The sequence below is a fragment of the Paenibacillus turicensis genome (assembly GCF_017873435.1).
GTDB classification, from domain to species: Bacteria; Bacillota; Bacilli; order Paenibacillales; family Paenibacillaceae; genus Fontibacillus; species Fontibacillus turicensis.
The window spans coordinates 1-23,115 of sequence record NZ_JAGGKG010000013.1 but is presented as its reverse complement, the minus strand read 5'-3'; the positions used below and the strand labels follow the sequence as shown (position 1 = coordinate 23,115).

At 34.5% G+C, this 23,115-nt stretch carries 26 protein-coding genes; 14 read left to right on the top strand and 12 right to left on the bottom strand.

The annotated features are described in order from the left end of the window. Together J2Z32_RS13705 and J2Z32_RS13700 are read left to right on the top strand one after the other, a co-directional pair. Nucleotides 1-1,107: an AAA family ATPase gene (locus J2Z32_RS13705; RefSeq protein ID WP_210089744.1), complete on the top strand. Its 1,107-nt coding sequence runs from the start codon at nucleotides 1-3 to the stop codon at nucleotides 1,105-1,107. Nucleotides 1,108-1,109: 2 nt separating this feature from the next. After that, nucleotides 1,110-4,208 (top strand): type I restriction endonuclease subunit R, encoded by a 3,099-nt coding sequence (locus J2Z32_RS13700; protein WP_210089743.1) that lies wholly within the window; start codon nucleotides 1,110-1,112, stop codon nucleotides 4,206-4,208. Between the two features lie 115 nt (nucleotides 4,209-4,323). Here the strand turns inward: J2Z32_RS13700 and J2Z32_RS13695 are convergent, their stop codons facing one another. Next, entirely contained in the window at nucleotides 4,324-5,058 is a 735-nt protein-coding gene (locus J2Z32_RS13695; protein WP_210089742.1) for a Gfo/Idh/MocA family oxidoreductase, read from the bottom strand. Further along, entirely contained in the window at nucleotides 5,055-5,420 is a 366-nt protein-coding gene (locus J2Z32_RS13690; RefSeq protein WP_210089741.1) for a Gfo/Idh/MocA family protein, read from the bottom strand. Before J2Z32_RS13690 ends, J2Z32_RS13695 begins: the two co-directional genes overlap by 4 nt. Nucleotides 5,421-5,534: 114 nt before the next feature. On the opposite strand from J2Z32_RS13690, the gene J2Z32_RS13685 reads away from it, so the two are divergent. Then, nucleotides 5,535-6,398 (top strand): LysR family transcriptional regulator, encoded by an 864-nt coding sequence (locus tag J2Z32_RS13685; protein ID WP_210089740.1) that lies wholly within the window; start codon nucleotides 5,535-5,537, stop codon nucleotides 6,396-6,398. A gap of 20 nt (nucleotides 6,399-6,418) precedes the next feature. After that, complete coding sequence (locus tag J2Z32_RS13680; protein ID WP_210089739.1) at nucleotides 6,419-7,057, top strand: C39 family peptidase; 639 nt, start codon at nucleotides 6,419-6,421, stop codon at nucleotides 7,055-7,057. A 77-nt stretch (nucleotides 7,058-7,134) separates the two neighbouring features. On the opposite strand, the gene J2Z32_RS13675 is transcribed toward J2Z32_RS13680, so the two are convergent. From J2Z32_RS13675 to J2Z32_RS13660, 4 genes are all read right to left on the bottom strand, one after another. Beyond that, nucleotides 7,135-9,387 (bottom strand): ATP-binding cassette domain-containing protein, encoded by a 2,253-nt coding sequence (locus tag J2Z32_RS13675; RefSeq protein WP_210089738.1) that lies wholly within the window; start codon nucleotides 9,385-9,387, stop codon nucleotides 7,135-7,137. After that, nucleotides 9,380-9,808, bottom strand: a complete 429-nt coding sequence (locus J2Z32_RS13670; protein WP_210089737.1) for a MarR family winged helix-turn-helix transcriptional regulator — start codon at nucleotides 9,806-9,808, stop codon at nucleotides 9,380-9,382. Before J2Z32_RS13670 ends, J2Z32_RS13675 begins: the two co-directional genes overlap by 8 nt. Nucleotides 9,809-9,982: 174 nt before the next feature. Further along, nucleotides 9,983-10,882: a hypothetical protein gene (locus tag J2Z32_RS13665; protein WP_210089736.1), complete on the bottom strand. Its 900-nt coding sequence runs from the start codon at nucleotides 10,880-10,882 to the stop codon at nucleotides 9,983-9,985. Nucleotides 10,883-10,938: 56 nt separating this feature from the next. Continuing rightward, entirely contained in the window at nucleotides 10,939-11,811 is an 873-nt protein-coding gene (locus tag J2Z32_RS13660; protein ID WP_210089735.1) for a hypothetical protein, read from the bottom strand. Nucleotides 11,812-11,938: 127 nt separating this feature from the next. Here J2Z32_RS13660 and J2Z32_RS13655 point away from each other — a divergent pair, with 127 nt between their 5' ends. From J2Z32_RS13655 to J2Z32_RS13645, 3 genes are read left to right on the top strand one after another with little or no spacing between them, the layout of a single operon-like run. Then, the gene (locus tag J2Z32_RS13655) at nucleotides 11,939-12,430 is read left to right on the top strand and encodes a MarR family winged helix-turn-helix transcriptional regulator (RefSeq protein ID WP_210089734.1); all 492 of its coding nucleotides are present in this window, start codon (nucleotides 11,939-11,941) and stop codon (nucleotides 12,428-12,430) included. A gap of 1 nt (nucleotide 12,431) precedes the next feature. Continuing rightward, complete coding sequence (locus tag J2Z32_RS13650) at nucleotides 12,432-12,959, top strand: flavodoxin domain-containing protein (protein ID WP_245251468.1); 528 nt, start codon at nucleotides 12,432-12,434, stop codon at nucleotides 12,957-12,959. 53 nt (nucleotides 12,960-13,012) lie between these two features. Continuing rightward, nucleotides 13,013-13,585 (top strand): CDP-alcohol phosphatidyltransferase family protein, encoded by a 573-nt coding sequence (locus J2Z32_RS13645; RefSeq protein WP_210089732.1) that lies wholly within the window; start codon nucleotides 13,013-13,015, stop codon nucleotides 13,583-13,585. Here the strand turns inward: J2Z32_RS13645 and J2Z32_RS22570 are convergent. Beyond that, nucleotides 13,582-13,716: a hypothetical protein gene (locus J2Z32_RS22570; protein WP_280921146.1), complete on the bottom strand. Its 135-nt coding sequence runs from the start codon at nucleotides 13,714-13,716 to the stop codon at nucleotides 13,582-13,584. The genes J2Z32_RS13645 and J2Z32_RS22570 overlap by 4 nt on opposite strands. A gap of 271 nt (nucleotides 13,717-13,987) precedes the next feature. On the opposite strand from J2Z32_RS22570, the gene J2Z32_RS13640 reads away from it, so the two are divergent. Both J2Z32_RS13640 and J2Z32_RS13635 read left to right on the top strand, forming a co-directional pair. Continuing rightward, nucleotides 13,988-14,152, top strand: a complete 165-nt coding sequence (locus J2Z32_RS13640; RefSeq protein WP_210089731.1) for a hypothetical protein — start codon at nucleotides 13,988-13,990, stop codon at nucleotides 14,150-14,152. A gap of 22 nt (nucleotides 14,153-14,174) precedes the next feature. After that, nucleotides 14,175-14,882, top strand: a complete 708-nt coding sequence (locus tag J2Z32_RS13635) for a hypothetical protein (protein WP_210089730.1) — start codon at nucleotides 14,175-14,177, stop codon at nucleotides 14,880-14,882. Nucleotides 14,883-15,092: 210 nt separating this feature from the next. Here the strand turns inward: J2Z32_RS13635 and J2Z32_RS13630 are convergent, their stop codons facing one another. The 4 genes from J2Z32_RS13630 to J2Z32_RS13615 are packed head-to-tail and all read right to left on the bottom strand — an operon-like array spanning nucleotide 15,093 to nucleotide 18,121. Next, nucleotides 15,093-15,857: an ABC transporter permease gene (locus J2Z32_RS13630; RefSeq protein ID WP_210089729.1), complete on the bottom strand. Its 765-nt coding sequence runs from the start codon at nucleotides 15,855-15,857 to the stop codon at nucleotides 15,093-15,095. Beyond that, nucleotides 15,854-16,792, bottom strand: a complete 939-nt coding sequence (locus tag J2Z32_RS13625) for an ABC transporter ATP-binding protein (protein WP_210089728.1) — start codon at nucleotides 16,790-16,792, stop codon at nucleotides 15,854-15,856. The genes J2Z32_RS13630 and J2Z32_RS13625 overlap by 4 nt, the downstream gene beginning before the upstream one ends. Continuing rightward, on the bottom strand, nucleotides 16,789-17,001 hold the full coding sequence (locus J2Z32_RS13620; protein WP_245251458.1) for a PLDc N-terminal domain-containing protein: 213 nt from the start codon (nucleotides 16,999-17,001) through the stop codon (nucleotides 16,789-16,791). The genes J2Z32_RS13625 and J2Z32_RS13620 overlap by 4 nt, the downstream gene beginning before the upstream one ends. Continuing rightward, nucleotides 16,994-18,121 (bottom strand): helix-turn-helix domain-containing protein, encoded by a 1,128-nt coding sequence (locus J2Z32_RS13615; RefSeq protein ID WP_210089727.1) that lies wholly within the window; start codon nucleotides 18,119-18,121, stop codon nucleotides 16,994-16,996. Before J2Z32_RS13615 ends, J2Z32_RS13620 begins: the two co-directional genes overlap by 8 nt. Before the next feature lie 100 nt (nucleotides 18,122-18,221). On the opposite strand from J2Z32_RS13615, the gene J2Z32_RS13610 reads away from it, so the two are divergent. The 3 genes from J2Z32_RS13610 to J2Z32_RS13600 all read left to right on the top strand — a co-directional run bounded on the left by J2Z32_RS13610 (nucleotide 18,222) and on the right by J2Z32_RS13600 (nucleotide 20,138). After that, on the top strand, nucleotides 18,222-18,695 hold the full coding sequence (locus tag J2Z32_RS13610) for a hypothetical protein (protein ID WP_245251457.1): 474 nt from the start codon (nucleotides 18,222-18,224) through the stop codon (nucleotides 18,693-18,695). 156 nt (nucleotides 18,696-18,851) lie between these two features. Further along, the gene (locus tag J2Z32_RS13605; RefSeq protein ID WP_210089726.1) at nucleotides 18,852-19,310 is read left to right on the top strand and encodes a YehR family lipoprotein; all 459 of its coding nucleotides are present in this window, start codon (nucleotides 18,852-18,854) and stop codon (nucleotides 19,308-19,310) included. A gap of 366 nt (nucleotides 19,311-19,676) precedes the next feature. Beyond that, complete coding sequence (locus tag J2Z32_RS13600) at nucleotides 19,677-20,138, top strand: YehR family lipoprotein (protein ID WP_210089725.1); 462 nt, start codon at nucleotides 19,677-19,679, stop codon at nucleotides 20,136-20,138. Nucleotides 20,139-20,296: 158 nt separating this feature from the next. Here J2Z32_RS13600 and J2Z32_RS13595 read toward each other — a convergent pair whose 3' ends face one another. Beyond that, on the bottom strand, nucleotides 20,297-21,220 hold the full coding sequence (locus tag J2Z32_RS13595; protein ID WP_425343005.1) for an endo-1,4-beta-xylanase: 924 nt from the start codon (nucleotides 21,218-21,220) through the stop codon (nucleotides 20,297-20,299). A gap of 383 nt (nucleotides 21,221-21,603) precedes the next feature. Between J2Z32_RS13595 and J2Z32_RS13590 the strand changes: the two genes are divergently transcribed. Continuing rightward, nucleotides 21,604-22,335 carry an HAD family hydrolase gene (locus J2Z32_RS13590; RefSeq protein ID WP_210089723.1) on the top strand — a complete coding sequence of 244 codons (732 nt, stop codon included), beginning with the start codon at nucleotides 21,604-21,606 and terminating at the stop codon, nucleotides 22,333-22,335. A gap of 40 nt (nucleotides 22,336-22,375) precedes the next feature. Beyond that, nucleotides 22,376-22,873 (top strand): LURP-one-related/scramblase family protein, encoded by a 498-nt coding sequence (locus J2Z32_RS13585; RefSeq protein ID WP_210089722.1) that lies wholly within the window; start codon nucleotides 22,376-22,378, stop codon nucleotides 22,871-22,873. Nucleotides 22,874-23,115: the final 242 nt, after the last annotated feature.

Below are 23,115 nucleotides of genomic sequence, written 5' to 3'. Positions count from 1 at the left end.
ATGGGGAAGAGTTTAAACGAAATAGCACAACAATTAAAAGATAACGATAGAAAAGTTCAATTAATTTATGGCTTTAATGGAAATGGAAAAACCAGACTTTCAAAGGAATTTAGATTTTTAGTTGCACCTAAAAATGATGCAGAGACAGATGAAATGGGATTAGCCAACAAAAAAATCATTTACTACAATGCTTTTACGGAAGATTTGTTCTATTGGGATAATGATTTAGCAAATGATGTTGATTTAAAACTTAAAATTCATCCCAACTCTTTTACTGAATGGGTACTTAATGAACAGGGACAAGATCAAAATGTTATTAGTCATTTTCAGAATTATACTGATCGTACATTAACACCTAAGTTCAATTCGGATTTCTCGGAAGTTACATTTTCTTATCAACGGGGAAATGAAGAAGCTTCTCCAAATATTAAGATTTCAAAAGGTGAGGAAAGTAGCTTTGTTTGGAGTGTGTTTTATAGCTTACTTAAACAAGTTATTGATGTATTAAATATAGCTGAGCCAAGTGAACGAGAGACAGATAAACTTAATCAGCTGGAATATGTGTTTATAGATGATCCTGTAACATCCTTAGATGATAACCATCTGATTCAATTGGCTGTAGACTTGGCTCATTTAATCAAAAAAAGTGATTCCGGACTAAAATTTATTATTACAACTCATAATCCTATTTTTTATAATGTGGTCTATAATGAAGTTAATAAAAAGACCTGCTACATGCTAGACCGTCAAGAAGATGGCACTTTTATATTAGAAGAAAAACCAGGAGATTCAAATAAGAGTTTTTCATATCATTTGCATTTGAAGAAGACGATAGAGGAAGCTATTGAGAACAATCAATTACAAAAATATCATTTCACTCTTTTAAGAAATTTATATGAAAAAACAGCTAGTTTTCTTGGATTCCCTTACTGGTCAGATTTACTACCTGATAACAAAGAGGCCTACTATAATCGGATTATCCAGTTTACAAGTCATTCTACATTAGCGAATGAAAGTATAGCTGAACCTTCTCCTCAAGAAAAACAAACTGTTAAGTTATTACTTGAACATTTGACAAGTAACTTTAGGTTTTGGAAGGGGGCATAAAAATGAGTGAGTACAAACCAATCGCAGAATCAAACAATTACATAGTTCTGGATAAATATACCAAGATAGCAGAAAAAGGGGTTGGCTATCAAACCGAATCTAATCTAGAACGAGAATTGATTCAGGATTTAGCAAATCAAGGCTATGAATATCTTCCTAATTTATCTAATCCTGAGCAGATGCTTGCAAATACTCGTGTGCAGCTACAAGAGCTTAATAAAACGCAATTTTCAGATGCCGAATGGCTTAGGTTTTGTGAACAGTATTTAAATAAACCGAGTGATAACCACATTGATAAAACCCGTAAGATCCATAATGATTACATTTATGATTTTGTTTTTGATGACGGGCATATCCAGAATATCTACCTGGTAGATAAGGAAAATGTGGCCAACAATAAAGTGCAGGTCATTTCGCAATTTGAGCAAAAAGGAACACAAGCCAATCGATATGATGTTACTATACTGGTCAATGGCTTACCGTTGGTACAAGTTGAGCTTAAAAAGCGTGGAATTGCGATTCGTGAAGCCTTTAATCAGGTTCATCGTTATAGTAAGGAGAGCTTTAATTCAGAAAACTCTCTCTTTAAATATATACAGATTTTTGTAATTTCTAATGGGACCGATACCCGTTATTTTGCGAATACAACTAAACGTGATAAAAACAGTTTCGATTTTACGATGAATTGGGCTAAAGCGGATAATATCCTAATTAAAGATCTAAAAGATTTTACAGCTACATTTTTTCAGAAAGATACTTTATTGAATGTACTACTGAAATATTCTGTATTTGATGTGAGCGACAACCTGCTGGTTATGCGACCTTATCAAATTGCTGCGGCAGAAAGAATATTATGGAAAATTAAAAGCACTTACCAAGCAAAAAAATGGAGTAAGGTTGAAAGTGGTGGCTATATTTGGCATACAACAGGTTCGGGGAAAACGCTTACTAGCTTTAAAGCAGCTCGTTTGGCAACTGAACTGGATTTTATAGATAAAGTCTTTTTTGTTGTAGATCGGAAAGATCTAGATTATCAGACGATGAAGGAGTATCAGCGTTTTTCTCCTGACAGTGTGAATGGTTCAGAGAGTACCGCAGGGTTGAAGCGTAACATTGAAAAAGATGATAATAAAATTATTGTGACGACGATTCAAAAACTGAACAACTTAATGAAAAGCGAAGCAGAGTTATCAATCTATGATAAACAAGTGGTATTTATATTTGATGAAGCCCATCGTTCACAATTTGGTGAAGCTCAAAGAAACATCAAAAAAAAGTTTAAGAAATTTTATCAATTTGGATTTACAGGTACACCAATTTTCCCGAAGAATGCGTTAGGTTCAGAAACAACTGCTTCTGTCTTTGGTCGAGAGCTGCACTCTTATGTCATTACGGATGCCATCAGGGATGAAAAGGTTTTAAAGTTTAAAGTAGATTATAACGATGTACGTCCCAAGTTCAAAATAATTGAGCAAGAACAGGACGAGAAAAAGCTATCGGCAGCAGAAAATAAAGAAGCATTACTACATCCTGAACGAATTAAAGAAGTTTCCCAATATATTCTTAATAACTTTAAAAATAAGACTCATCGTTTAAATGCGAATGGAAAAGGATTTAACGCTATGTTTGCTGTGAGTAGTGTTGAAGCGGCTAAACTCTACTATGAATCTTTAAACAAATTACAACAAGGAAGCAATAATCCTCTTAAAATTGCTACAATCTTCTCCTTTGCTGCAAATGAAGAGCAAAATGCGATAGGGGAAATTGCTGATGAAACATTTGAGCCTTCAGCAATGGATAGTAGTGCAAAAGAGTTTTTAAATTCAGCCATCCAAGACTACAATAGGATGTTTAAAATTAGTTATGGTGTAGATACTAAGGGGTTTCAAACCTATTATCGTGATCTTGCAAAACGAGTCAAACAGAAAGAGATTGATTTGTTAATTGTTGTAGGCATGTTTTTAACTGGTTTTGATGCCCCTACATTAAACACTCTATTTGTTGATAAAAATCTTAGGTATCATGGTTTAATGCAAGCTTTTTCTAGAACTAATCGCATTTATGATTCCACGAAAACCTTTGGAAATATTGTTACTTTTAGAGATTTAGAACAAGCAACTATAGACGCCATTACTCTGTTTGGAGATAAAAATACTAAAAATGTAGTGCTGGAAAAAAGCTATAAAGAGTATATGGAAGGTTTCGCTGATGTGGCAACGGGTGAAACTCGTCGTGGTTATGCAGATGTAGTAAGAGAATTACAGGAACGTTTTCCTGATGTTGATGAGATTGCGACTGAAAAGGATAAGAAAGAATTTACCAAACTATTTGGTGAATATTTATGTATTGAAAATATACTACAGAACTATGATGAATATTCAGCTTTAAAAGCGTTACAAACAGTAGATATAAGTGACCCTAATGCTTTAGAAGAGTTTAAGTCTACTCACTATGTAACGGATGAAGATATAGCGGTTATGCAAGATATTCAAGTGTTAGAAGAAAGAACTGTTCAAGATTATCGTTCTTCATATAATGATATTCGTGATTGGTTTCGTCGTGAAAAAACTGGAAAAGAAAAAGGGAACTCTTCTATTGATTGGGATGATGTAGTATTTGAGGTAGATCTGTTAAAATCCCAAGAGATCAACTTAGATTATATTCTTGAACTTATTTTTGAGCATAACAAAAAGGTAAAGGACAAAGTGTCCTTGGTTGAGGAGGTTCGTCGTTTAATTCGTTCTAGTTTAGGAAATCGTGCAAAAGAAAGCTTGGTAATTGATTTTATCAACCAAGCTGATTTAGATAGCATACAAGATAAAGCAAGCATTATCGATGCCTTTTTCTCATTTGCTCAAACGGAGCAAAAACGTGAAGCAGATGAATTAATTAGTTCTGAAAATTTGAATGAAGAGGCTGCAAAAAGATATATTTTAACCTCGTTAAGAAGAGAATATGCAAGTGAAAATGGAACGGAGCTTAATGAGGTTCTTCCTAAAATGAGTCCGCTTAATCCTCAGTATTTAACAAAAAAACAGAGTGTTTTTCAGAAAATCTCTGCCTTTGTAGACAAGTTCAAGGGTGTAGGTGGAAAGATTTAATAAATCAAAAATAGCGGTTTTACATCAACATATTTGAGTTCCATTCTAAAGGAACAAAATTTCACTGGTGATGGTGTAGAATTATTTCAGTCTACATCATCACTATATCCCCCAGTTACTTATTTTGTATCACTTTAATTTGTTGCAATAGTAATTGTAACTTTAACCCTTCCCTAAAATTAGGGAGCGAATATGTACCTTTCTTTATATCTTGGGACAGCTTATCGTATATAGAATTGAAATAGCTTTGTAGTGATTCCTCTTCTTTTTCAATAGCAACCTTTCTAAATATATAGTCCTCACTAGATTTGATTAAATGTACATCTTTATGAAGACATTCTTCTAGAACTAAGTCCCCGAATTGAGGATGCCCTGCGGAGTTCTTCTGCGTTATCTTTAATGATCCATATTCTCCTCGTATTAAAAGTGTAAATTCAGGTAAGACACCGCCAAGGATTGACACATTAACACTAATGGTATCGTTAATTTTCCCTATAATTTCCCAGACGTTTGGTGTGATTTGCTTATAATTTTCTTTTGTTTCAGCGTTATGAATAGTTTTAAAACTATCGTTAGAGGATACTTTTATAGAGCTAAAATCCCCTAAAAGAAAAGTTAAAAGATCTAGGGCATGTCCTCCGTTTATGTCGAGTAAGGTTGCCCCGTTATTTGGATCAAACTGATAGGTTGTTCTATTCGTAGTAAATTTTCCTTTTCCCTGCGTAGCAACTTGCATATTAACAGCTAAAATTCCCCCTAATTTTCCGTCTTTAATTATGTTTTTTGTTTGATTTAAAACACTAGATTGTCTTGATTGCAGTCCAATAACATGATGAATGTTTGCATTCATCGCATGGTGGTTAGCTCATTTGCTTGATTTATATTATTGGTTAAAGGCCACTCTGAATAAACATGCTTTTCATTTATAATCGATTCTTTAATAATCTCGTAGTGTAGTGGAGCCTTGACGCTGACCACAACTAGATCAATCTCTTTATTTTGGATAAGCTCATCATAATTATCGTATCCATATTCAATATTTAAGGTGCGTTTCGCGTTCATTGCCGATGCTTGATTTGAAGTACTAACCGCAATTAATTCATAACCATCATGATTTATTAATGCAGGAATATGAGATTTAATTGCCCAACTCTCAGGGTTCACCGAGCCACCAACGATGCCTACCTTAATTTTATTATGCTTTGCCACCATAAATGCACTCCTTGAATTGTATTGTTTATTAAAGTATAATCTGCTCAAATTATCATTTGAAATGTATAAAATACATGTAGATATCACTTTTTTTGATGTCATAAGGAGTGCATTATGGATATTGAAAATATGATCGCTTTTAATAAAGTTGCTGAACTAAAAAGTATATCGGCTGCGGCAAATGAGCTTAATCATTTACAATCAAATATGTCGAATAAAATTAAAAATATAGAAAAGCATTTTAAAGCTCAATTATTTTATAGACATTCTTATGGGGTTGAACTTACAGCAGATGGGGAGAAGCTATATCAACAATTTAAAAAAATGATATTGTTATGGGAAGAAACAGAAGATATTATTAGCGAGAAAGAGGAGAATATTTCAATTGGGATCATGTTATCTTCTTTTCCGTTGCAATTAAATACGATAGCTACACAATTTTATCAAGCATTTCCGAATAAAAAGTTATCTATTATTAGCGGAAATACAGATGAATTAATTTTCAAAGTATTAAATGGAGAATTAAATATTGCATATATCACAGAACTCGAAAATACAAAACAATATCTTAATCACTCCATCAAATCACAAACATTATCAAGAGATAAATTAGTTTTTACGGGTAATATGAAAGGGAGGTCACTACATCAGCTGTTAAGCGACGAACGGTTTTATGTTTCCAGTAAACAATGTTATTCTTACAAAGCATTAATTACGTTAATGAGTAATCATAATGTGAACAATGAGGCGATTTCAGAAATAAATATTGTCGAAACACTTTTGGATATTTGCAAAAATGACTTAGGTATTGGAATTGTGCCTGAAAGTCTAGCATTAAAGTATAACTTTCTTGATTATAAAGTTTTACCTGATGAAGTTGCTGCACTACGAAAAATGTTGATCTATCATACAACGCACTCTATATCAAATGCTGAAAGATGGTTTATTGAGAAAAGTAAATTGGTTTTCAGAAAATAAAATGCTAGAGGAGCTAAATGATGCAAGAAATTCTACTTATAATCCTATTTATTACGTTAACCTGTTTATTTTATTATTTTGTAATTACCAATATCATCAATGTCATATTAATGGGTTCTTTTAAGCTTAGATATTATAAAACTGTTAACGGTAATGTTATGATCAACAAAGAGAATAGAATGGATCTACAAACTGCTGTTGAATGTGCTGGATACTCAAGTGCATATATTTTGAGACATCTAGGAATAGAGTCGGACGGCAAAGAAATATATCAAGAACTAGCGAATAAAACGAAAAATGGGTATGTATATCCTAAGGGAATATCAAAGATAATGAAAACCTACAATATTAAATCTCATTATTGTAGAGGAAATTTAAATTCATTAAAATATGAATTGAATAAAGGGAATCCTGTGATTACTTTCATTAGATATTCTCAGCACAAAAAATGGTTACATTTTGTACCCGTTATAGGGATAGATAATGAATATGCGTACTTAGCTGAATCGTTAAAGGAATTTATTAATGTTGAAGATAACTTCCAATACAATAGACGGATTCCAATTAAGGAATTTCTTAAGCTCTGGAATACGAGCATGCTTAAAATGCCCTGTTATAAAAATACATATTTTAGTTTTGATAATAAGCCCATTTTATAGCATATAGCAAACTAAAAAACAGTTACAAGTCCAAGTATTCTCTGGGTTTGTAGCTGTTTTTACTACTAAGTATAAGGTTATATATGTAATACCCTTCTCAAATGACTTGCAGTATACGAATGCTCACACTTCATAAAATCAATTGGATAGCCTTGAAATAATAATTTTCCCCCTAGATTTCCTCCTTTAGGACCAAGATCAATGATCCAATCTGCTTGGCTAATAATTGATAAATTATGCTCTAAAACAATTAATGTATTTCCTTCTGCAATCAGCTCATGAAACAGCTTCATAAAGTTGTCGATATCTGATTCATGTAATCCTGTACTAGGCTCATCTAAAATGATAATATCAGATGATTTTTTAGCTAAGATTTGAGCTATCTTTAATCTCTGTAGTTCACCGCCTGAAAAGGAATCCAAGGTTTGGCCAAGTGTAATATATGCTAGGTTGGATTTTATAATGGAGTCTAAAGCATTTTTTATCATTTTGTTATTAGAAAATAAATGCAATGCTTCTTGCGCAGTCAATTCAAAAATTTCACTTATATTTTTTCCACAATATAAATAAGAAAGGGTTGTATCATTAAATCTTTTCCCCTGACATTTCTCGCATGGATGATAGGACTCTCCTAAAAAGGCAAGATCAAGTTTAATCGTGCCTTTGCCCTTACACTCGGGACAAGCCCCTTTACCTGTTACTGAAAAGGTAGCAACATCTACCTTGTTTGCTCGGCTAAATACTTTTTTGATTTCATTAAATATGTTTAAATAGGTGGCAAGATTTGATCGGCTGGATGCTTGTGGCAAGCTTTGATCTAAAACTGTAGATTCAGCATGCTTCTCTAAAAAAAGTGAACGTATCAATGTGCTTTTACCTGAACCAGCTACCCCAGTGACTAGTGTTAAAGCGTTCCTAGGAATTTTAACAGAGAGGTGATTAATATTATTTTTTGATACATCGTCTAGTGTATAGAAGCTTGAGAAGTGCTTTTTTTCGGTATTAATTCTATGAGTTTTTAACAAAGCATTAGCAGTTATTGTGTTGGAATGGAGTAAATTTTCATATGTACCTTGAAAGGTGATGTCGCCACCATTACTGCCAGAGCCTTCACCAAAGTTGATGACCTCGTCTGCGATAGCAATCATATCTGGGTCATGATCAACAAATAAAACGGAGTTTCCTTTAGCTTTGATTTCTTTTAGAATATCGCCAATCCCTTGAATATCTTGAGGATGTAGGCCCACGCTTGGTTCATCCAAAATATAAAGCACATCTGTAAGAGCGCTATTTAAGTATTTGGTCATTTTGATTCTTTGCGATTCTCCTCCAGACAAAGTACTTGTTGCTCGATTTAATGTTAGGTAATCTAATCCAACGATACATAAGCTCTCTAACTTCGTTTTTAATTCATCTAAAATAATCGTGACTTCGCTATTTTTAATTTGAGTGATGAATTGTAGTAGGTCTGTAATAGACATAGCACAACAGTCAGCAATAGAGTAGCTGGCTATTTTAGCACTTAATACCTCTTCATTTAAGCGAGTTCCCTGACACACTTGGCATACGGTTGTACTTAGGATTCGCTCCAAATCTTTGTTATATTTTGCGGAATCTGCATGAATAAAGCTTTCTGTAATACGTGGCACCACACCCATATATTCTGCTGTTTTGTGCCAGTTTTTACTGGGATGCTCTGGGGTTATTTTTGGTGAGTACAACAAGAGGTCAAGCTCTTCTTTTGAATAGAGGGCTACTTTTTTGTCGTTATCAAAATAACCGGATTCCGTATATCTTGTTAATCTCCAACCGCCATTTTGAAAGGTAGGAAATTGGATTGCTCCTTCATTTAAAGACAATTCAAAGTTGATTAGCTTGTCAATCTTAATGTCCTTTACTTCACCTAAACCTTTACAATGGCTACACATGCCTTCGGGATTGTTAAAGGAGTATTTCATGGAATAGCCAACAAAAGGAGAGGCAATTCGAGCATAAAGTAATCTCAAGCTGGAGTAAATATCTGTAATTGTACCCACTGTGGATCTGGCATTTCCACGTATTCTCTTTTGGTTAATGACTAACGACACAGGGAGATTCGTGATCGCATCTACAATTGGCTTCTTATATTTCGGTAGTAAATCTTGAATGTAGCTAGAATAGGTATCATTTAACAATCTTTGAGATTCACTTGCAATCGTATCAAATACTAGCGAAGATTTTCCGGAACCTGAAACTCCCGTAACAGCAACGATGTTACGCTTAGGGATATGAACACAAACATGTTTAAGATTATTTGTTGTTGCATTTTTTACAATGATAAGATCATTCATAGGAGTCTATACGCCCCTTTCTCAATCCCTCTGAAAACTTAGCTGCTAATCGGGCGAATTCCTGTTGTTCATCCATAGTTAAAGTGCTCATTGCAGATTGGTAAAGGGCTGTATGTTTATTTGAAATATTTTTTAATAATAACTGCCCTTCCGAGGTGATTGAGGTGTAAAGCTCTCTGCCATCTGATTGGTTTGGTAATTGCTTAATATAGCCAAGGGCTTTTAAGTCTTTTAGTGACTTGGATATTTTAGTACGTGAAGTGCCTAGAAGGATACTTAGCTTTGAGGGCAAAAGCATTTCTTGTTTTTCAAGCTGACACAAAATATCATATTGCATCCAAGAGATATTTTGTGGATTGGCAAGGGTTCGTTCTGCGACTAATTCACATTGTAAATCGATCAAAGCTGACTTTAAGTCCATTATAATTCCCTCCAATATATAATTTCTATTTAGAAACTATATCATATTGGAAACTAATTTGGAAATAAGGTCATCGCTATATGCGCTAAATTTTTGAAATAATGCTGTTGTATGTATAGATGTTTTGAGCTTAATATCAACAACTGTTTTTGTAAGTAACTGAGACAAAAGTTGCTATAGTTTATTTTCAGCAATCACCTTCGCCATCCTTTTCTTATTCCGCCGATCGAAATAAATTGCCATACATGCTAAGATCACAAATAAAACCACCTTGGTAATCAACTCAGGAAGTGGAATTTCTATGCCTGCCAATAACTGAACCACCGTTTGGATGGGGAGCATGAAGCCTATAATTTTCAAAGTAACTAAAATCATGCGATACAATAATAGTGCAAGAACACTTTTCTTTTTAACTAGCAAGTAAACTGTAATAAATACTAATGGACTTATAATGCCCATATCCAGCACATACGTAATTTCTGTGGTGTACATTTCAATTCGCATCAGGGGTTGCCCTGTAAATAATGAGCTTAAAATGTCAGGTAACCAAGCGATAATATTAGCAACTCCAGCAACGATTAAGAAGCTTAGCTCCCCTCTTTTTATGTCAAAATTACAGGTGTAATCCTTTGTTTCCCCGATGATATTGATTAACAATGAAAAGAGCGTGAAAAACGCCACCGCTGTTAAAAGGATGTAAGCAAGCTGCAGCTGGTTGTAAGCTACGCCAAAGGAAATACTAAATGCGTAATACAAAACGATGCCAAGTATCGGAAAGAAGCTAGTTTTTGATTGAAAAGTTGTGGTTCCCTTCATGACATAATATCCAATTAGAGGAACAACCATTAAGAGCATTGCCCAATCGGAGCCAATTAAAATGGGAGCCTTAAAGTAAGAATCGTGTTGATACACGCCATACCCATATATTTCAACAGACTGTCCATATAAGTTGGTGACAACATATTTATGTTGTGTAGAATAAGAAAATATTCCACTGAGGGTTATGGTGACTAATAATATAAATATTAAAATTGCGGAGATCTGAATCCAATTCCAATGGTTTTTTTTATCCATGTTTGTTCTCCTATATGATTAATAAAGTTTAATTAATGGTCATACGTTTATCTTTTTTATTTTCTTTTATCTTTTTTTAAACTCTTCATTACAAAATATAAATTAAAGCAAAACAGTACCGTAAATAAAGGAAACACAACAAGTTCTACCCTATCCACGGAAACCCCACTGTTTAACATTCCAATCATCATCGCGTCAATCGCGAGCAGCATTGTAATGCCCTTAATCGTTATGATGGGAACTAACAGATATCCTAATATTTGTTTTTTAGTGAATGCGAATCCTCCAATCATTGCGACGGGAACCACAATTCCAAGATCAAGCGCTTGGATCGGAAATGTGGTGTAATGCTCTAGTCCAGTAGGTACGCCTCCTTGAATTAACGGTGGAATCAATCTACCTAACCACATAAATAAAATTAATAAGCCCAAAACAACGGTAGAATAACCATTAAATTTATTCGGAAGCTTAGAGAAATAAATTGTGTTTCTTTGTGAAAAAAGCTGATACATATTAATAACGAAGCCAAAAAAGGACAAGGACATCAACGCAACATAAATTAAAAAGAAATTATTATATACAGCAACAAAACAATAAGTCGCGTACATATAAAGCGTATAACCTAATATACCTGTTAGTAACATTTCGCCTTTGATTTTTCCTCCGTTCTTAAGCACTAAAGCGTAGAACAACAAAGGAACAACCACTAATAATGTTACCATCTCTTGTGCGATCACTTGGGAGGCCATAGAAATGGACTCGTTGTGATATAGTCCTTTTCCGTATAATGTAACGGATTCCCCAAAAATCGTCCGAACAACCTCATGCTCATTAATAGATTGATTAGATAAAATTCCAAATAAAGCTGTAACTGTGGCTAAAATGATGATCAAACCAACAATCATGTTATTTAGTCTTTTTAAATTCATAACTACAATTCCCTTCTGTTAATAACTGGGGTTTGTTTAATTTAGTAACTAGTTACCTATTTACATTATAGCAACTAGTTACTATAATGCAAATATCAATTAAGAATGCTGTTCGGAGGTATTTGTAATGGAAATCAATCATATGATTAAGGAATTTGCAGGGAAGAGAGAAAATGAAATTAGAGGTATTTTTTCAAGTATCTCGATTTTGCAAAATCGGTTACAAACCATTTTTGATAAAACCGATGAGGTGCTTACTTTAAAACAATTTATGTTGTTAACTATGATTAAATATTCAGACGAAAAAACAACACTTACTCATTTAGGCACGTTACTAGGCTCGTCTCGGCAAAACATTAAAAAGTTAGCGACATCGCTTGAAGAAAAAGGCTTTATCACCATTAGTCATGAAGTGGGAAATAAGAAAAACACGTCACTTTCACTAACCAAAAAGGCGGAGGACTATGCTGATAAAATTTCTGCGCTTCACACTGAGAAACTAAACGCGATATTCAGCGACTATTCAGATGAGGAAATTCATTTGTTTTATGGGTTAATCACAAAATTATATGCAGGAGTGGAACGAGAAGAGAACGAAGGAGGGAAAAGTGGTGAGTAAAATGATTGTGTATGCTTCACGTTACGGAACGAGTAGAGAATATGCAGTTAAAATTGCAGAGGAGAAAGGTTATCCGTTATGCTCCTATAATGAAATTCAAGACAACATTAAACAATATGATGAGATTATTTTTATAGCTCCTGTGTATGCGGGGAAAATTTATGCTTTAGATAAGTTTTTGAAAGAAAATAATAAGCTTGGTGAAGTAAAACTGACCCTCGTTATTGTTGGTGTTTACAATCCTAACCGAGAAAATAATACCTCAAATATTAACAAGCTTGTGAGCGAAATGCTCAAAAAATCTAAGTTTAAATTGCAGGCGATTCACCACCTACATGGCAAGCTTAAAGTGGATAAATTGTCATTTATGCATAAAATGCTAATCAAGGCTTTATATCGCAAGGCCAAAAAAAGCCCAGCTGATCAGCTTAGTGATAACGATAGGGATATCGTTGCAGCATATGAACAGACGAACAAACTAGACTCATCAGATTCTGCTCAGTTAGATAAAGTACTTGTAAACCTCTAAAAATAACTAACACACCTCTTGCAGTTATTTTAGGGAAAGGATGTAGGTTGTGAATGTACAATGATTACAAATATATTCCTAATGCCCTTTGTGTACTTCGAATTATATTGTCAGGGATTATGTTATTTCTAATCAAGGACTCAACTCCGTTTTTAGCACTGTATATATTGTGTGGGTTGAGTGATTTTGCTGACGGTTTACTTGCAAGAGGGTTAAAGTGTGAAACAGAGCTAGGTGCAAAGCTAGATAGTCTTGCTGACCTTTGCTTTTTTGGTATACTTTGCTATGCCCTAGCGTTTCATATCCCTATGAATTTATTTATAATTTGTAGCGTAGTGGTCATTATTGTAATACGGTTACTCAATTTTATTTTGACCAAGATTAAGTTTAAACAGTTTGCCGTCATTCACACCTACTTAAATAAATGTTCAGGTTTTTTATTATTTATGCTGTATCCAATTTTGTTATATGGAAGTTCTTTTATAACCACAGCTAGCTTGTATACGGTTATTTTAATTTCATTACTATCTTCCCTAGAAGAGTGGTTAATAATTTTAAAAATTCGTCGCTATAACATTAACTTGAAAAGCATTTTTTTGATTTCGACAAATGAAACGGCAAACTAGAGCTTTTTCCTCTTCAGCACAACCACTGCCATCCACAGCAGTAATAGCGTAATTAAACCACTTATCACAATGGCAGGTAAATAATCTGACCATACCTCTTGCCCCTTCACCACTCCCACATTCACGGACATTAATGAAATTGGATTGCACGAACTGCTTTCTCCCATAGGTTTAGCACATACAATAAATCATTAGCCCAATAGCACCAAATAGACACTGTAAATAATGCGGAATATCGTAGAGTTGAGTATTTTAACATTTAATACAATAATTTGTATTTAATTCCCATTAAGTGAATAATTTATGACTAAACAGTAAATCTACTCAAAATCAATTTTTACATGCTATAATATGGAAAACATGGAAGTTTGCGTTGCAAACCAATAAACTCAGGAGGAAAATATGTTTTCACTTTATTACATTTTATTACTTTTGTTGTCTATTGCTCTTATTTTTATTGGGAAAAAGGCAAGTAACAAAATTGTCAGTTATATTGGGATTGTTGCTTTAATCGTTGCAATTGCAGTTTTTGTTTATTTTGTTTTCATAGCTAAGGAAAGCATATAAAAAACAAAAAAAGGGGAGTAAAATGTTGAAGAAATTAATGAAATGTTTTCTAGCAGCTTTATTAATAGGATTAACTGTAGTAGGCTCTGGAGGTATTACTGCCCAAGCTAGTGAGACACCAAATGAATTAGTAGTGAAGGCAAAGCAAGTCATTGATTTCCCGATTAACACTCTTTCAAAAGAAGTACAGGAACAATATATTGCAAATGGATGGAAAATTACAGACGATGGTGCAGTTAGAGAAGTTGTTCTTACAGATGGAGAAGTTTTTGTTGATGGAATGAAATACGATCTGCAAGAGACAGGAATTATAAGTGTTAACAGTATGCTTAATAAAGGTAAAACCGTATCAACAGATGAGCATTTGATGAGAACCGCTACAGTTGATATCATTGATGGAAAGCCAACGGTCACCTTTTTAGTTGACATGGGTGAGCTTTTTGATCATATGGACAGTGAGCAATTTATAATTTCACCTTTAAAGGACTATGGATCAAAATATTATCCAGGGGATTGGGTACATTGCAATCGTTTTAATGGCCCGGCTAGTGACGATGTACATTACCAGAAATCTCACCCTAGAGCATGGGTTAACTTTGTAAATAGTGATTGTGACTTGGCATTAATTAGAAGTACAGTATGTTGGGGACATAGCTATTGTAACCAAAGTGGACCAGCAGGTGGTTGCTCTATTAAGATTGGTCACAGTGCAAGATATCATAGACATTAAGATTTGATTTATTTATATTTTGTGAATTTATCAATTTTAGACATATATTTAATCTAGTAACTGTTTTACAAAAGTAAATTTTTGCTTAAATTAGCTATGAAAAAAGTAAAGGGGACTATCAGGGATCGCCCAAAGGTAGTCTCCTTTCTAATGATTTTGGAAGTGCAAACACCGTTATCTATGCTACACCCCAAAATGCAATTTTCTTTTCTAGAGCTTTTTCCTCTTCAGCACAACCACTGCCATCCACAGCAGTAATAATGCAATTAAACCACTCATCACAATGGCAGGCACATAATCAGACCATAACTCTTGCCCTTGCACAACAGCCATATTTACGGACATTAATGAGATGGGATTCCACTTAACTACCTTCTCCCATAGGTTCAGTACATACAATAAAATCATGAGTCCAATCGCGCCAAATAAACTACTATAGATACTGCTAAAAACCGTAGAGCTAAGCACAACTACACTGCTAATAAACAAGCCAAATAACCATAATAGCAGGAAACCAGCAAAAAAATGGGGGCTAAGCTGGTCTGGAAAATAATATTGAGTGTAGCCTAGCGTAATCCCAAATGAAGTTACAATAACAAGGCTCCATAATATCAACATTAAAAAATATTTGCTAATAATAACTACGGTACGATTTAAACCTTTTGTTACTAGATTAGTGAGTGTCCCCTTACTGATCTCCCGATTAACGATGCCGCTAAACATGATGATGAGCAGATAAATTCCAATCTGTGAAATGTTTTTATAAAATTGAGTCCATGCATCAATCGAGGTTGGAGTAGGTAATTCGATGGGCAAGGCTTCTCCAAAGCTTGCCTTTAAAATTTGAGGCATTAATTTAGCAAATAAAGGACTCATGATGCCAAACGCAGCAAAGGCAATCCATAGGACAAGTAGCTTTTTCGTACGCCAATATTCTAAAAGCTCCTTTTTACAAAAAAACAGGATGTTTTTCATCGGATTACCTCCAAAAAGATGTCCTCTAAAGAGGCTTCTTGTTGCTCAAAGGCAAGGGGTAAAATGTTGTGCTGCTGCACTAATTTTAGTAGTTGCTGTGCGTCGTTCTTATACTGCTCTCGCTCCGCTGCTTTAAAGGATATAATCGTTGCTAAGCCAGTAGGGTCGATCGTATAGGGGGTCGTGAGAGGACTTTTCTTAAGCTGTTCTAAAAATAATACTTTATCATCTGTTTGCTCAAACACGATTTTGACCTGCTGTTGCCCATGTTTTTTTTTCAGTTCAGATATTGACGAGCAGACCACCATCTTACCTCCATTTAAAATGCCTACATGATCGCAAATTTGCTCTACATCATTTAAAATATGAGTTGAAAAAATAATCGTCGTTTCTGATCTCAATGAATATAACAGGTCAAGGAATTCCTTTCGTCCATTAGGATCAAGTGCAGAGGTTGGTTCATCACAAATTAACAGCTTAGGTTTATTTAATAAAGCTTGGGCGATACCTAGTCGCTGCTTCATCCCACGTGAAAAGCCGCCAATACGCGTTTTGACACTAAATAACTGAACAAGCCCTAACATTTCCTCCACACGCTTTATGCGTTCATCCTTAGGAAGTCCAGTAATTTCACCACACAACATCAAATATTCGCGTGCTGTCATGTAATCGTAAAACTGCGGCACGTCAGGCAAATAACCTGTAAAACGATTTGTTTTCGTTGCACCAAAGGTGACGGCTTCCCCTAAAATAGAGATGTTTCCTTTCGTCATCTGATCTAGGCCCAAAATCAATTTCATTGTGGTCGTTTTACCTGCACCATTTTCACCAACGAAACCGAATATACTTCCTTCTTGCACAACAAAACTTAAATCATTTAACACCTTTTTTTGACCAAATGTTTTTGTTACGTTCTCAACTTGGAGTAAGCTCATATGTTTTCCCCTTTTCCAAGCGTGAAATAAATAACGGGTCCAACAATTTGAAAAGCTATAACAATTACAATCCAGAGCCCTTTATTGCCAAATCTGTATTGCGGGTGTTTAATGACATGAATTAATGCGGTGACCGCTAATATTAGTTGTAAAATAATAAGAGGGATAAAAAATGGTAAATAGTCCATAAAAAAATCAAAGTTATTCATGCTCCTCTTCCTTTCTCATTTTTTCTAAATTTTCAAAAATAGGATTGAAATTTTCCTTTTGTTTATAAGGCTCAAAAACAGGATTATGGAGAAATAAATTAATAAAGTCTTTTTTTATTTGCGACGTTTCTCTAGGGAGCTGATTTCCTAGGTCTAGTTGCTTTATCCAATCATCAATATGATCAAAATAAGAATCGCCATGGATGACGACAGGGAACGTTGTACGTTGCAGGACGTGAATATATTCGTTTAAAATTGGAGCGAGGTGCTCACCATCCTGGAATATCGCATAGCCATAAGCTGCGGACGATAAAAAATTAAGATATGGGATTGGATTAAGCTGCTCAAAATCAAAAACTTGTGCTAAACTTCGTCCTTTTTCCACTGTCTCCCTAAATTGATGGGGTTGCTCTAATAACAGTTGTAAATAGTTTGTTAAAAAGCTCATTGTAACCACAACATTTTGAAAAATACCACTTTGCAACACACCAATGGCCTTTTCATTTTCTCCCTTTTGTTGAAAAGCTCCGGCAATTAAAGGTTCAATTGGAAAGCAGGCGGGTGTATATTGTCCTAATAGCGCTAGTACTTTATCGTATTCGCCTAGCATGAATAAGGTATATGCTTGAAACTTATGAGCTTCGTCTAACAGCTTTGCCTCTGTTGCATTGGAGGCCACATGCTGGAACAATTGTTGTGCCTTCGCAATGTACACTGCAAATTTATGCTCGCGATTTTCTCCAGGTAACAAATCAAAATGATTAAGGATAAACAATCCCATTTGCAAAACAAATGGATAACACGAGTAATAACGCCGTATAAGACGATTTAACGAATCTAAGGCTTCCTCTGGGCATGTGTTCAATGTACTCTGTATGGAACGGTATATGTTTCGAATTTCTTCGGAGGTTAACTGTGAATTGTAGTTTAATAAGGAATCAATACTAACATCAAAGTAGGCGGCTAATAGTGGTAACAATGTAATGTCGGGATAAGACTGATTTGTTTCCCATTTTGATACTGAAGCTTTTGTTACACCGATGAAATCGGCTAATTCCTGCTGTGTGACACGTTTTTTCTTCCTTTGCTCAGTAATGACCTCTCCAACACTTAAAAGCATCTCAACATCCCCTTTTTTTCAATTTTAATCCTTATTAGGGTGAAATCCAATGGAGTAGTTGTTAACTTTTAGGGTGAAAAATCAACTGCTGCGATACTAAATGAATGATAAAGTAGATGACAAAGTGGAGTATCGAGTTTTGCTTTACAGAGAGTCTGATATAGGTTTAAATATGGAAATAAAAAAAGTAAAAGAGGGATTGATTATGTTTTTTATCACCCAAAAATTGATTAATGGTCTAGCTGCGCAACATAAAGAACCTGATATGCTGACATGTTATGCTGATTCTCAAGCCCTTTCATCAGTTACAAGCCGCGCAATTTTATTGATCAACAACAGTAAAGTAGTCATCCTATTTCTGAATGCATTGTCCTCTAAAGTTGTCCAAAAGGTTGAATTTGATATAGCGGATTTGCGAAATCAAAAATTCAAATCTGGATTATTATTTTCTGCGATTTGGTCATTTGACGTGGAAGGTAAGCATTGGAGGTTCAGTATAATTAAAAAAATGCTAACCCTTGGGTCTATGCAGGGTGATTTTCTAAGGTTTTTAAGACAAAATGTTATGAACTAAATAATTTAGTAACGAACCCCAAGTACAATTTTTATTTGTAGGTTGGGGTTTTATTATTAAATCAAAAAGAATATAAATTATTTTGTGATTAAAGTTAAATTGTTGTGGGTAATAAAAAAGTGGGAAAATTAATTAAGAAGAATAGGGGTTTTAAGAATGAAAAAGAAGAAGATTTTTACAGTTTTTTTAATGCTTACTGTGATTGCAGTTTTAGCAGCTTGTGGCAAAGGGGAAACCTTGTCAAAAACCTTTGAAAGAGAGGTAAACGGTACATCCTCTTCACTCACGTATAAGTATCAAAATGATATTGTTATTGAGCAAACATCACGTAGTGTTACAAAATTTGGTGATATGGGATTAACCAAAGAAGAGGTTGAAAAGCAAGTAGAACCACTGGTAAAGCAATTTCAAAATATTAAGGGAATCACATACGACCTTGATATTAAAGACACTGAAATGATTGAATCCATAAAGCTTGATTATAGTAAAGCAGATATTAGTGAGTTAAGAGGTTTACCAGGTATGAGTTTTGATAGCGATCAAGATGTGAAAAAAATTAGCATGAAAAGATCAGAAGAGCTACTGAAAAGTCAAGGGTATACAGAGAAAAAATAGTATTATCAATTGATATAACTATTAATTCTATGCCTTGTAGTAAATGAAGTTAAATATAGCGACAAAAAGCTGGGATACCTGTATTAATAGGGTTCCAGCTTTTTTTAGTTGTTATTTTTTTATTTTTGAATTTAAAAAAGTATCTTTAATATGATTTTAACAACAATCGCAAGAACGCTCTGGATCGTAGCTACCACCCTCTAGTCGCTGTCAAGTACTGATAAATAGCCTTTTAAACAGTATGACTTTTAATATACTAGTTTTGTTTTAATTTTGTTATACTTTGAAATGTTAATAAAAAATTGGAAAGTGAGGTTTATAATTGTATATTTATTTAAAATTTAAATGATTGGAGAAAAGACAACAATGAAAAAGAAAACAATGAGTTCTGTTTTATGCTTAATGGTGTTGGTATTAGTGTTAAGTGCTTGTGGAAAAGGTGAGGTTTTAACAAAATCATATGAAAAAGAAGAAAATGGTGCCTCAATTGTTATCACTTATAAGTATCAAGGGGATATTGTAAATGTACAAAGCACAGATAGTAAGATCCCATTTTCAGCTTTAGGTGTAACAACAAAAGAAGAGGCTGAGGAACTACTAAATCCAATGGTAGAACAATATAAAGGAGTAAAAGGGGTTACGCATAGTATTACCTATAGTGATTCTGAAGCGGTGGAATCTCTGTCAGTTAACTATGAAGAAGCTGACTTTAAGGAATTAAATGCTAAATTAGGAACTAATTTTCCGGAATCTAGTAAAAAAGCGAAAGTAAGCTTAAAGAAATCAGAAGATGATTTAAAGTTGTCTGGTTATGTTGAGAAAAAGTAACTACATACATAGTACTTAATCGCTTAATAGCATAACAACAATATATTTTATTGACAAAATAAGAGTAGGGGCATTACCGTCAGCAGGTAATATCCCCTTCTCTTATTTCATATAAGGTTTTCATGCTTTATTACATCGTCAAAATGAATTAAATGATTTTAATTTTGGCTCATATATTGCTTCAACCATTGCATAGCAGGACGCTCAGTTCCGTTACTACGGATTAAGTGAGTACCTGGCTCCCATGTTTGGCCTTCAATGTATCCCCATAATGTAATCCCCTTAACCGCAGGATGTTTCCATAAAATTGGGAATTTTTGTTGATATCTTTGCAATTGAGTGTTATCGTCTCCAGTCATGTCAAGCTCTGTTACATAAATTGGTAGACCTGTTCCAGCTAACATGCCTAGTACTTGATTCATCGTTTGCGTAGAAACGTAGTTCATACTGAAATGATGAGCTTGAATGCCAATTCCATCGATCAAGCCTCTGCTTTTTAAAATATTTGCAATGTTGATAAATTGGGCTGCTGCATTAGGATCATTAATAATACCATAGTCGTTAAGATGTAGCTTAGCATTCGGGAATGCTTGTCTAGCTTGTTGGAAGGACCAGATTACCCAATCCCAGCCTGTAGCACCGTCACCACCGATTGCATTACGATAAGAAGGTTTTTGGTGTAATGGCTCATTAACTACATCTACAAATGCTGTGTTTGGATAACGTTGACCAGCAGCTCTAATCCACTGAGTCACCTCTGCACGTTGGTCATTAGCATTTAGATTTTTAACCCAGTTTGGCTCTTGAGCACCCCATACTAAGGTATGGAACTTGAACGGCATTCCGTTATTTCTAGCATAATTATAGGCGATATCTGCGCCTCCCCAGTTCATTACGTTGCGGTTACCTTCAACAGATCCCCATTTGGTAGCGTTTTCAGGTGTAACCTGATTCCAATACACTGCAAAGTTTGACGGCGGATTATTAGCAAAAATATTACCTAAAAACTTATCCCCTCTTGCTAAGCCTGCATTTGCGCTCGCAGGTAGGAGTGTTGCGAACATGGCAACCAGCATGAGCATGGTCGTGGCACGTTTTACCCATTTCTTTTTAAACATAACGAATAAACCTCCTTATAAATTGAGTTACATATTTATGTTAATGCCTGCTGTTTGACTACCGTTTACTGCTTGTCATAACCTTTGAGCTATGCACCGTGGTTACCGGCACTTACCACCTCTTTTTACTTATAAACATTAGATGAAAGCACTTTCAAAAACATTATAACCTATTAATGGTTGTTTATGGAAGTAGTTTAGGTAAATTTTTACTAGAAAAATATTAATTTAACTAAAAAAAGTATTTTGAAATATAGAGAATAGTATAAATCAAACAAACTAAAGCTGTTTATATATTATTGGTGTTAAAATACTAGATAATAGAAACTATGAAATGGAGAACAAATATGTTTACAAATAAGAAGGTCGTTTTCTTTGATATGGATGGAACATTGATAGATTCAGTGGGGATATGGAATGAAGTAGATCGTAAGCTGATTTTTCAGCTTGGTGGAGCTGAGGTCAGCAGTGAAGAAGTGCAGGTACAACGGGATACAGTGCTACGGCATTTCAGTAGTGATACTAATCCTTATTTGAAATATTGTGAAAATTTAAAAGAGAAATATAGTTCCCAGTTAACTGCAGAGGAAGTTGTTAAGCTGCGTTACGAAATCGCGAATGATTTTTTAACAAATGAGGTTAATTATAAAAAGGACGTTGAAAAGGTGCTTGTTAAATTAAAAACAAGTGGGCTTACTTTAATCATTACAACCACAACCAAAAAATCCGTCATAGATATTTATCGGACTCTAAATCATAACATAATAAACAAGGCTCCTTTGGATCAGTTTTTTTCAAACATTTATACCAGGGAGGATGTCACAGAAATTAAACCTAACCCCGAAATTTATCATAAAGTGATGGGCGAGTTAAATGTAGAACCAGAAGAATGCCTTATTTTCGAGGATTCATTGATTGGTGTAGATGCGGCTAATCGTGCAGGCATTGAGGTTGTGGCGATGTATGATAAATACTCTGATCATGAGCGAGACGAGATTAATGAAAAGGCTGATTATGCCTTTGATCATTACGAAGCGGTGCTTGAAGTGATTGAGGCAGAGCTTGAGATGAAGAATTAGCTTTTCAATTTTAAGTGAGAGAAGAGGGAGGAGTTTTTGAATGAAAACATTGTATGTCAAACAAAAGCTATTTTCTTTAGGTGAAAAATTTACAGTGATGGATGAATCCCAGGAGCCTTGCTATTTTGTAGAGGGAAGCTTCATGAAAATTCCTAAATCGTTTACCATTACGAATACGCAAGGATATGAGGTTGCAGAGATTACAAAAAAGGTGTTTAGCTTCCTACCTAAGTTTTATATAAACAGTCATGGTCAGGAAATTGGAATGATTGAAAAAGAGTTCTCCTTTTTTAAAGCACGTTACAACATTTATGCAGCAGGGTTGGAGGTTCAGGGAAACTGGTGGGACATGGAGTTCTCCGTATCCAGGGGAGGTCAAATGATTGCCAGTATTGAAAAAGAATGGTTTAAAATTGCTGATACGTATACGATATCAATCCTTGACGAGCAATATGAAGAGCTGATCATCGCCTTGGTCATAGCTATTGATTGTGTCAAGGCAGATGAGCATTCATCCCATTCTTCTTCCTCATCCTAACGCAAAACTTCATTCATTGATTTAGGAGGAGCGTTCGATGTAACTTCATCACCTAAACAAATTATTGATTTTACAGTGCAATCTTTAAAATGATTTAAATGGAACTAAAAAAGAGTTAAAAAGAAAAAGAGCTAAGAAGCTTTGAATTGAACTGCACCCTGTCAAGTAGACAGTCTAAAAAACAAAAAAACGTTATGATTGAATCCCCTCTGTTTCTAAACTCTGAGGGGATAATTTTTTAT

Bases quoted from the DNA above. Each gene is read 5' to 3' on its own strand.
- J2Z32_RS13615 (WP_210089727.1), bottom strand. From the start codon at position 18,121: ATGCTTTTAAGTGTTGGAGAGGTCATTACTGAGCAAAGGAAGAAAAAA.
- J2Z32_RS13585 (WP_210089722.1), top strand. From the start codon at position 22,376: ATGAAAACATTGTATGTCAAACAAAAGCTATTTTCTTTAGGTGAAAAA.
- J2Z32_RS13650 (WP_245251468.1), top strand. From the start codon at position 12,432: ATGATTGTGTATGCTTCACGTTACGGAACGAGTAGAGAATATGCAGTT.
- J2Z32_RS13645 (WP_210089732.1), top strand. From the start codon at position 13,013: ATGTACAATGATTACAAATATATTCCTAATGCCCTTTGTGTACTTCGA.
- J2Z32_RS13685 (WP_210089740.1), top strand. From the start codon at position 5,535: ATGGATATTGAAAATATGATCGCTTTTAATAAAGTTGCTGAACTAAAA.
- J2Z32_RS22570 (WP_280921146.1), bottom strand. From the start codon at position 13,716: ATGTCCGTGAATGTGGGAGTGGTGAAGGGGCAAGAGGTATGGTCAGAT.
- J2Z32_RS13660 (WP_210089735.1), bottom strand. From the start codon at position 11,811: ATGAATTTAAAAAGACTAAATAACATGATTGTTGGTTTGATCATCATT.
- J2Z32_RS13610 (WP_245251457.1), top strand. From the start codon at position 18,222: ATGAATGATAAAGTAGATGACAAAGTGGAGTATCGAGTTTTGCTTTAC.
- J2Z32_RS13655 (WP_210089734.1), top strand. From the start codon at position 11,939: ATGGAAATCAATCATATGATTAAGGAATTTGCAGGGAAGAGAGAAAAT.
- J2Z32_RS13625 (WP_210089728.1), bottom strand. From the start codon at position 16,792: ATGAGCTTACTCCAAGTTGAGAACGTAACAAAAACATTTGGTCAAAAA.
- J2Z32_RS13600 (WP_210089725.1), top strand. From the start codon at position 19,677: ATGAAAAAGAAAACAATGAGTTCTGTTTTATGCTTAATGGTGTTGGTA.
- J2Z32_RS13680 (WP_210089739.1), top strand. From the start codon at position 6,419: ATGCAAGAAATTCTACTTATAATCCTATTTATTACGTTAACCTGTTTA.
- J2Z32_RS13670 (WP_210089737.1), bottom strand. From the start codon at position 9,808: ATGGACTTAAAGTCAGCTTTGATCGATTTACAATGTGAATTAGTCGCA.
- J2Z32_RS13695 (WP_210089742.1), bottom strand. From the start codon at position 5,058: ATGAATGCAAACATTCATCATGTTATTGGACTGCAATCAAGACAATCT.
- J2Z32_RS13640 (WP_210089731.1), top strand. From the start codon at position 13,988: ATGTTTTCACTTTATTACATTTTATTACTTTTGTTGTCTATTGCTCTT.
- J2Z32_RS13690 (WP_210089741.1), bottom strand. From the start codon at position 5,420: ATGGTGGCAAAGCATAATAAAATTAAGGTAGGCATCGTTGGTGGCTCG.
- J2Z32_RS13705 (WP_210089744.1), top strand. From the start codon at position 1: ATGGGGAAGAGTTTAAACGAAATAGCACAACAATTAAAAGATAACGAT.
- J2Z32_RS13595 (WP_425343005.1), bottom strand. From the start codon at position 21,220: ATGCTCATGCTGGTTGCCATGTTCGCAACACTCCTACCTGCGAGCGCA.
- J2Z32_RS13620 (WP_245251458.1), bottom strand. From the start codon at position 17,001: ATGAATAACTTTGATTTTTTTATGGACTATTTACCATTTTTTATCCCT.
- J2Z32_RS13605 (WP_210089726.1), top strand. From the start codon at position 18,852: ATGAAAAAGAAGAAGATTTTTACAGTTTTTTTAATGCTTACTGTGATT.
- J2Z32_RS13700 (WP_210089743.1), top strand. From the start codon at position 1,110: ATGAGTGAGTACAAACCAATCGCAGAATCAAACAATTACATAGTTCTG.
- J2Z32_RS13590 (WP_210089723.1), top strand. From the start codon at position 21,604: ATGTTTACAAATAAGAAGGTCGTTTTCTTTGATATGGATGGAACATTG.
- J2Z32_RS13665 (WP_210089736.1), bottom strand. From the start codon at position 10,882: ATGGATAAAAAAAACCATTGGAATTGGATTCAGATCTCCGCAATTTTA.
- J2Z32_RS13675 (WP_210089738.1), bottom strand. From the start codon at position 9,387: ATGAATGATCTTATCATTGTAAAAAATGCAACAACAAATAATCTTAAA.
- J2Z32_RS13635 (WP_210089730.1), top strand. From the start codon at position 14,175: ATGTTGAAGAAATTAATGAAATGTTTTCTAGCAGCTTTATTAATAGGA.
- J2Z32_RS13630 (WP_210089729.1), bottom strand. From the start codon at position 15,857: ATGAAAAACATCCTGTTTTTTTGTAAAAAGGAGCTTTTAGAATATTGG.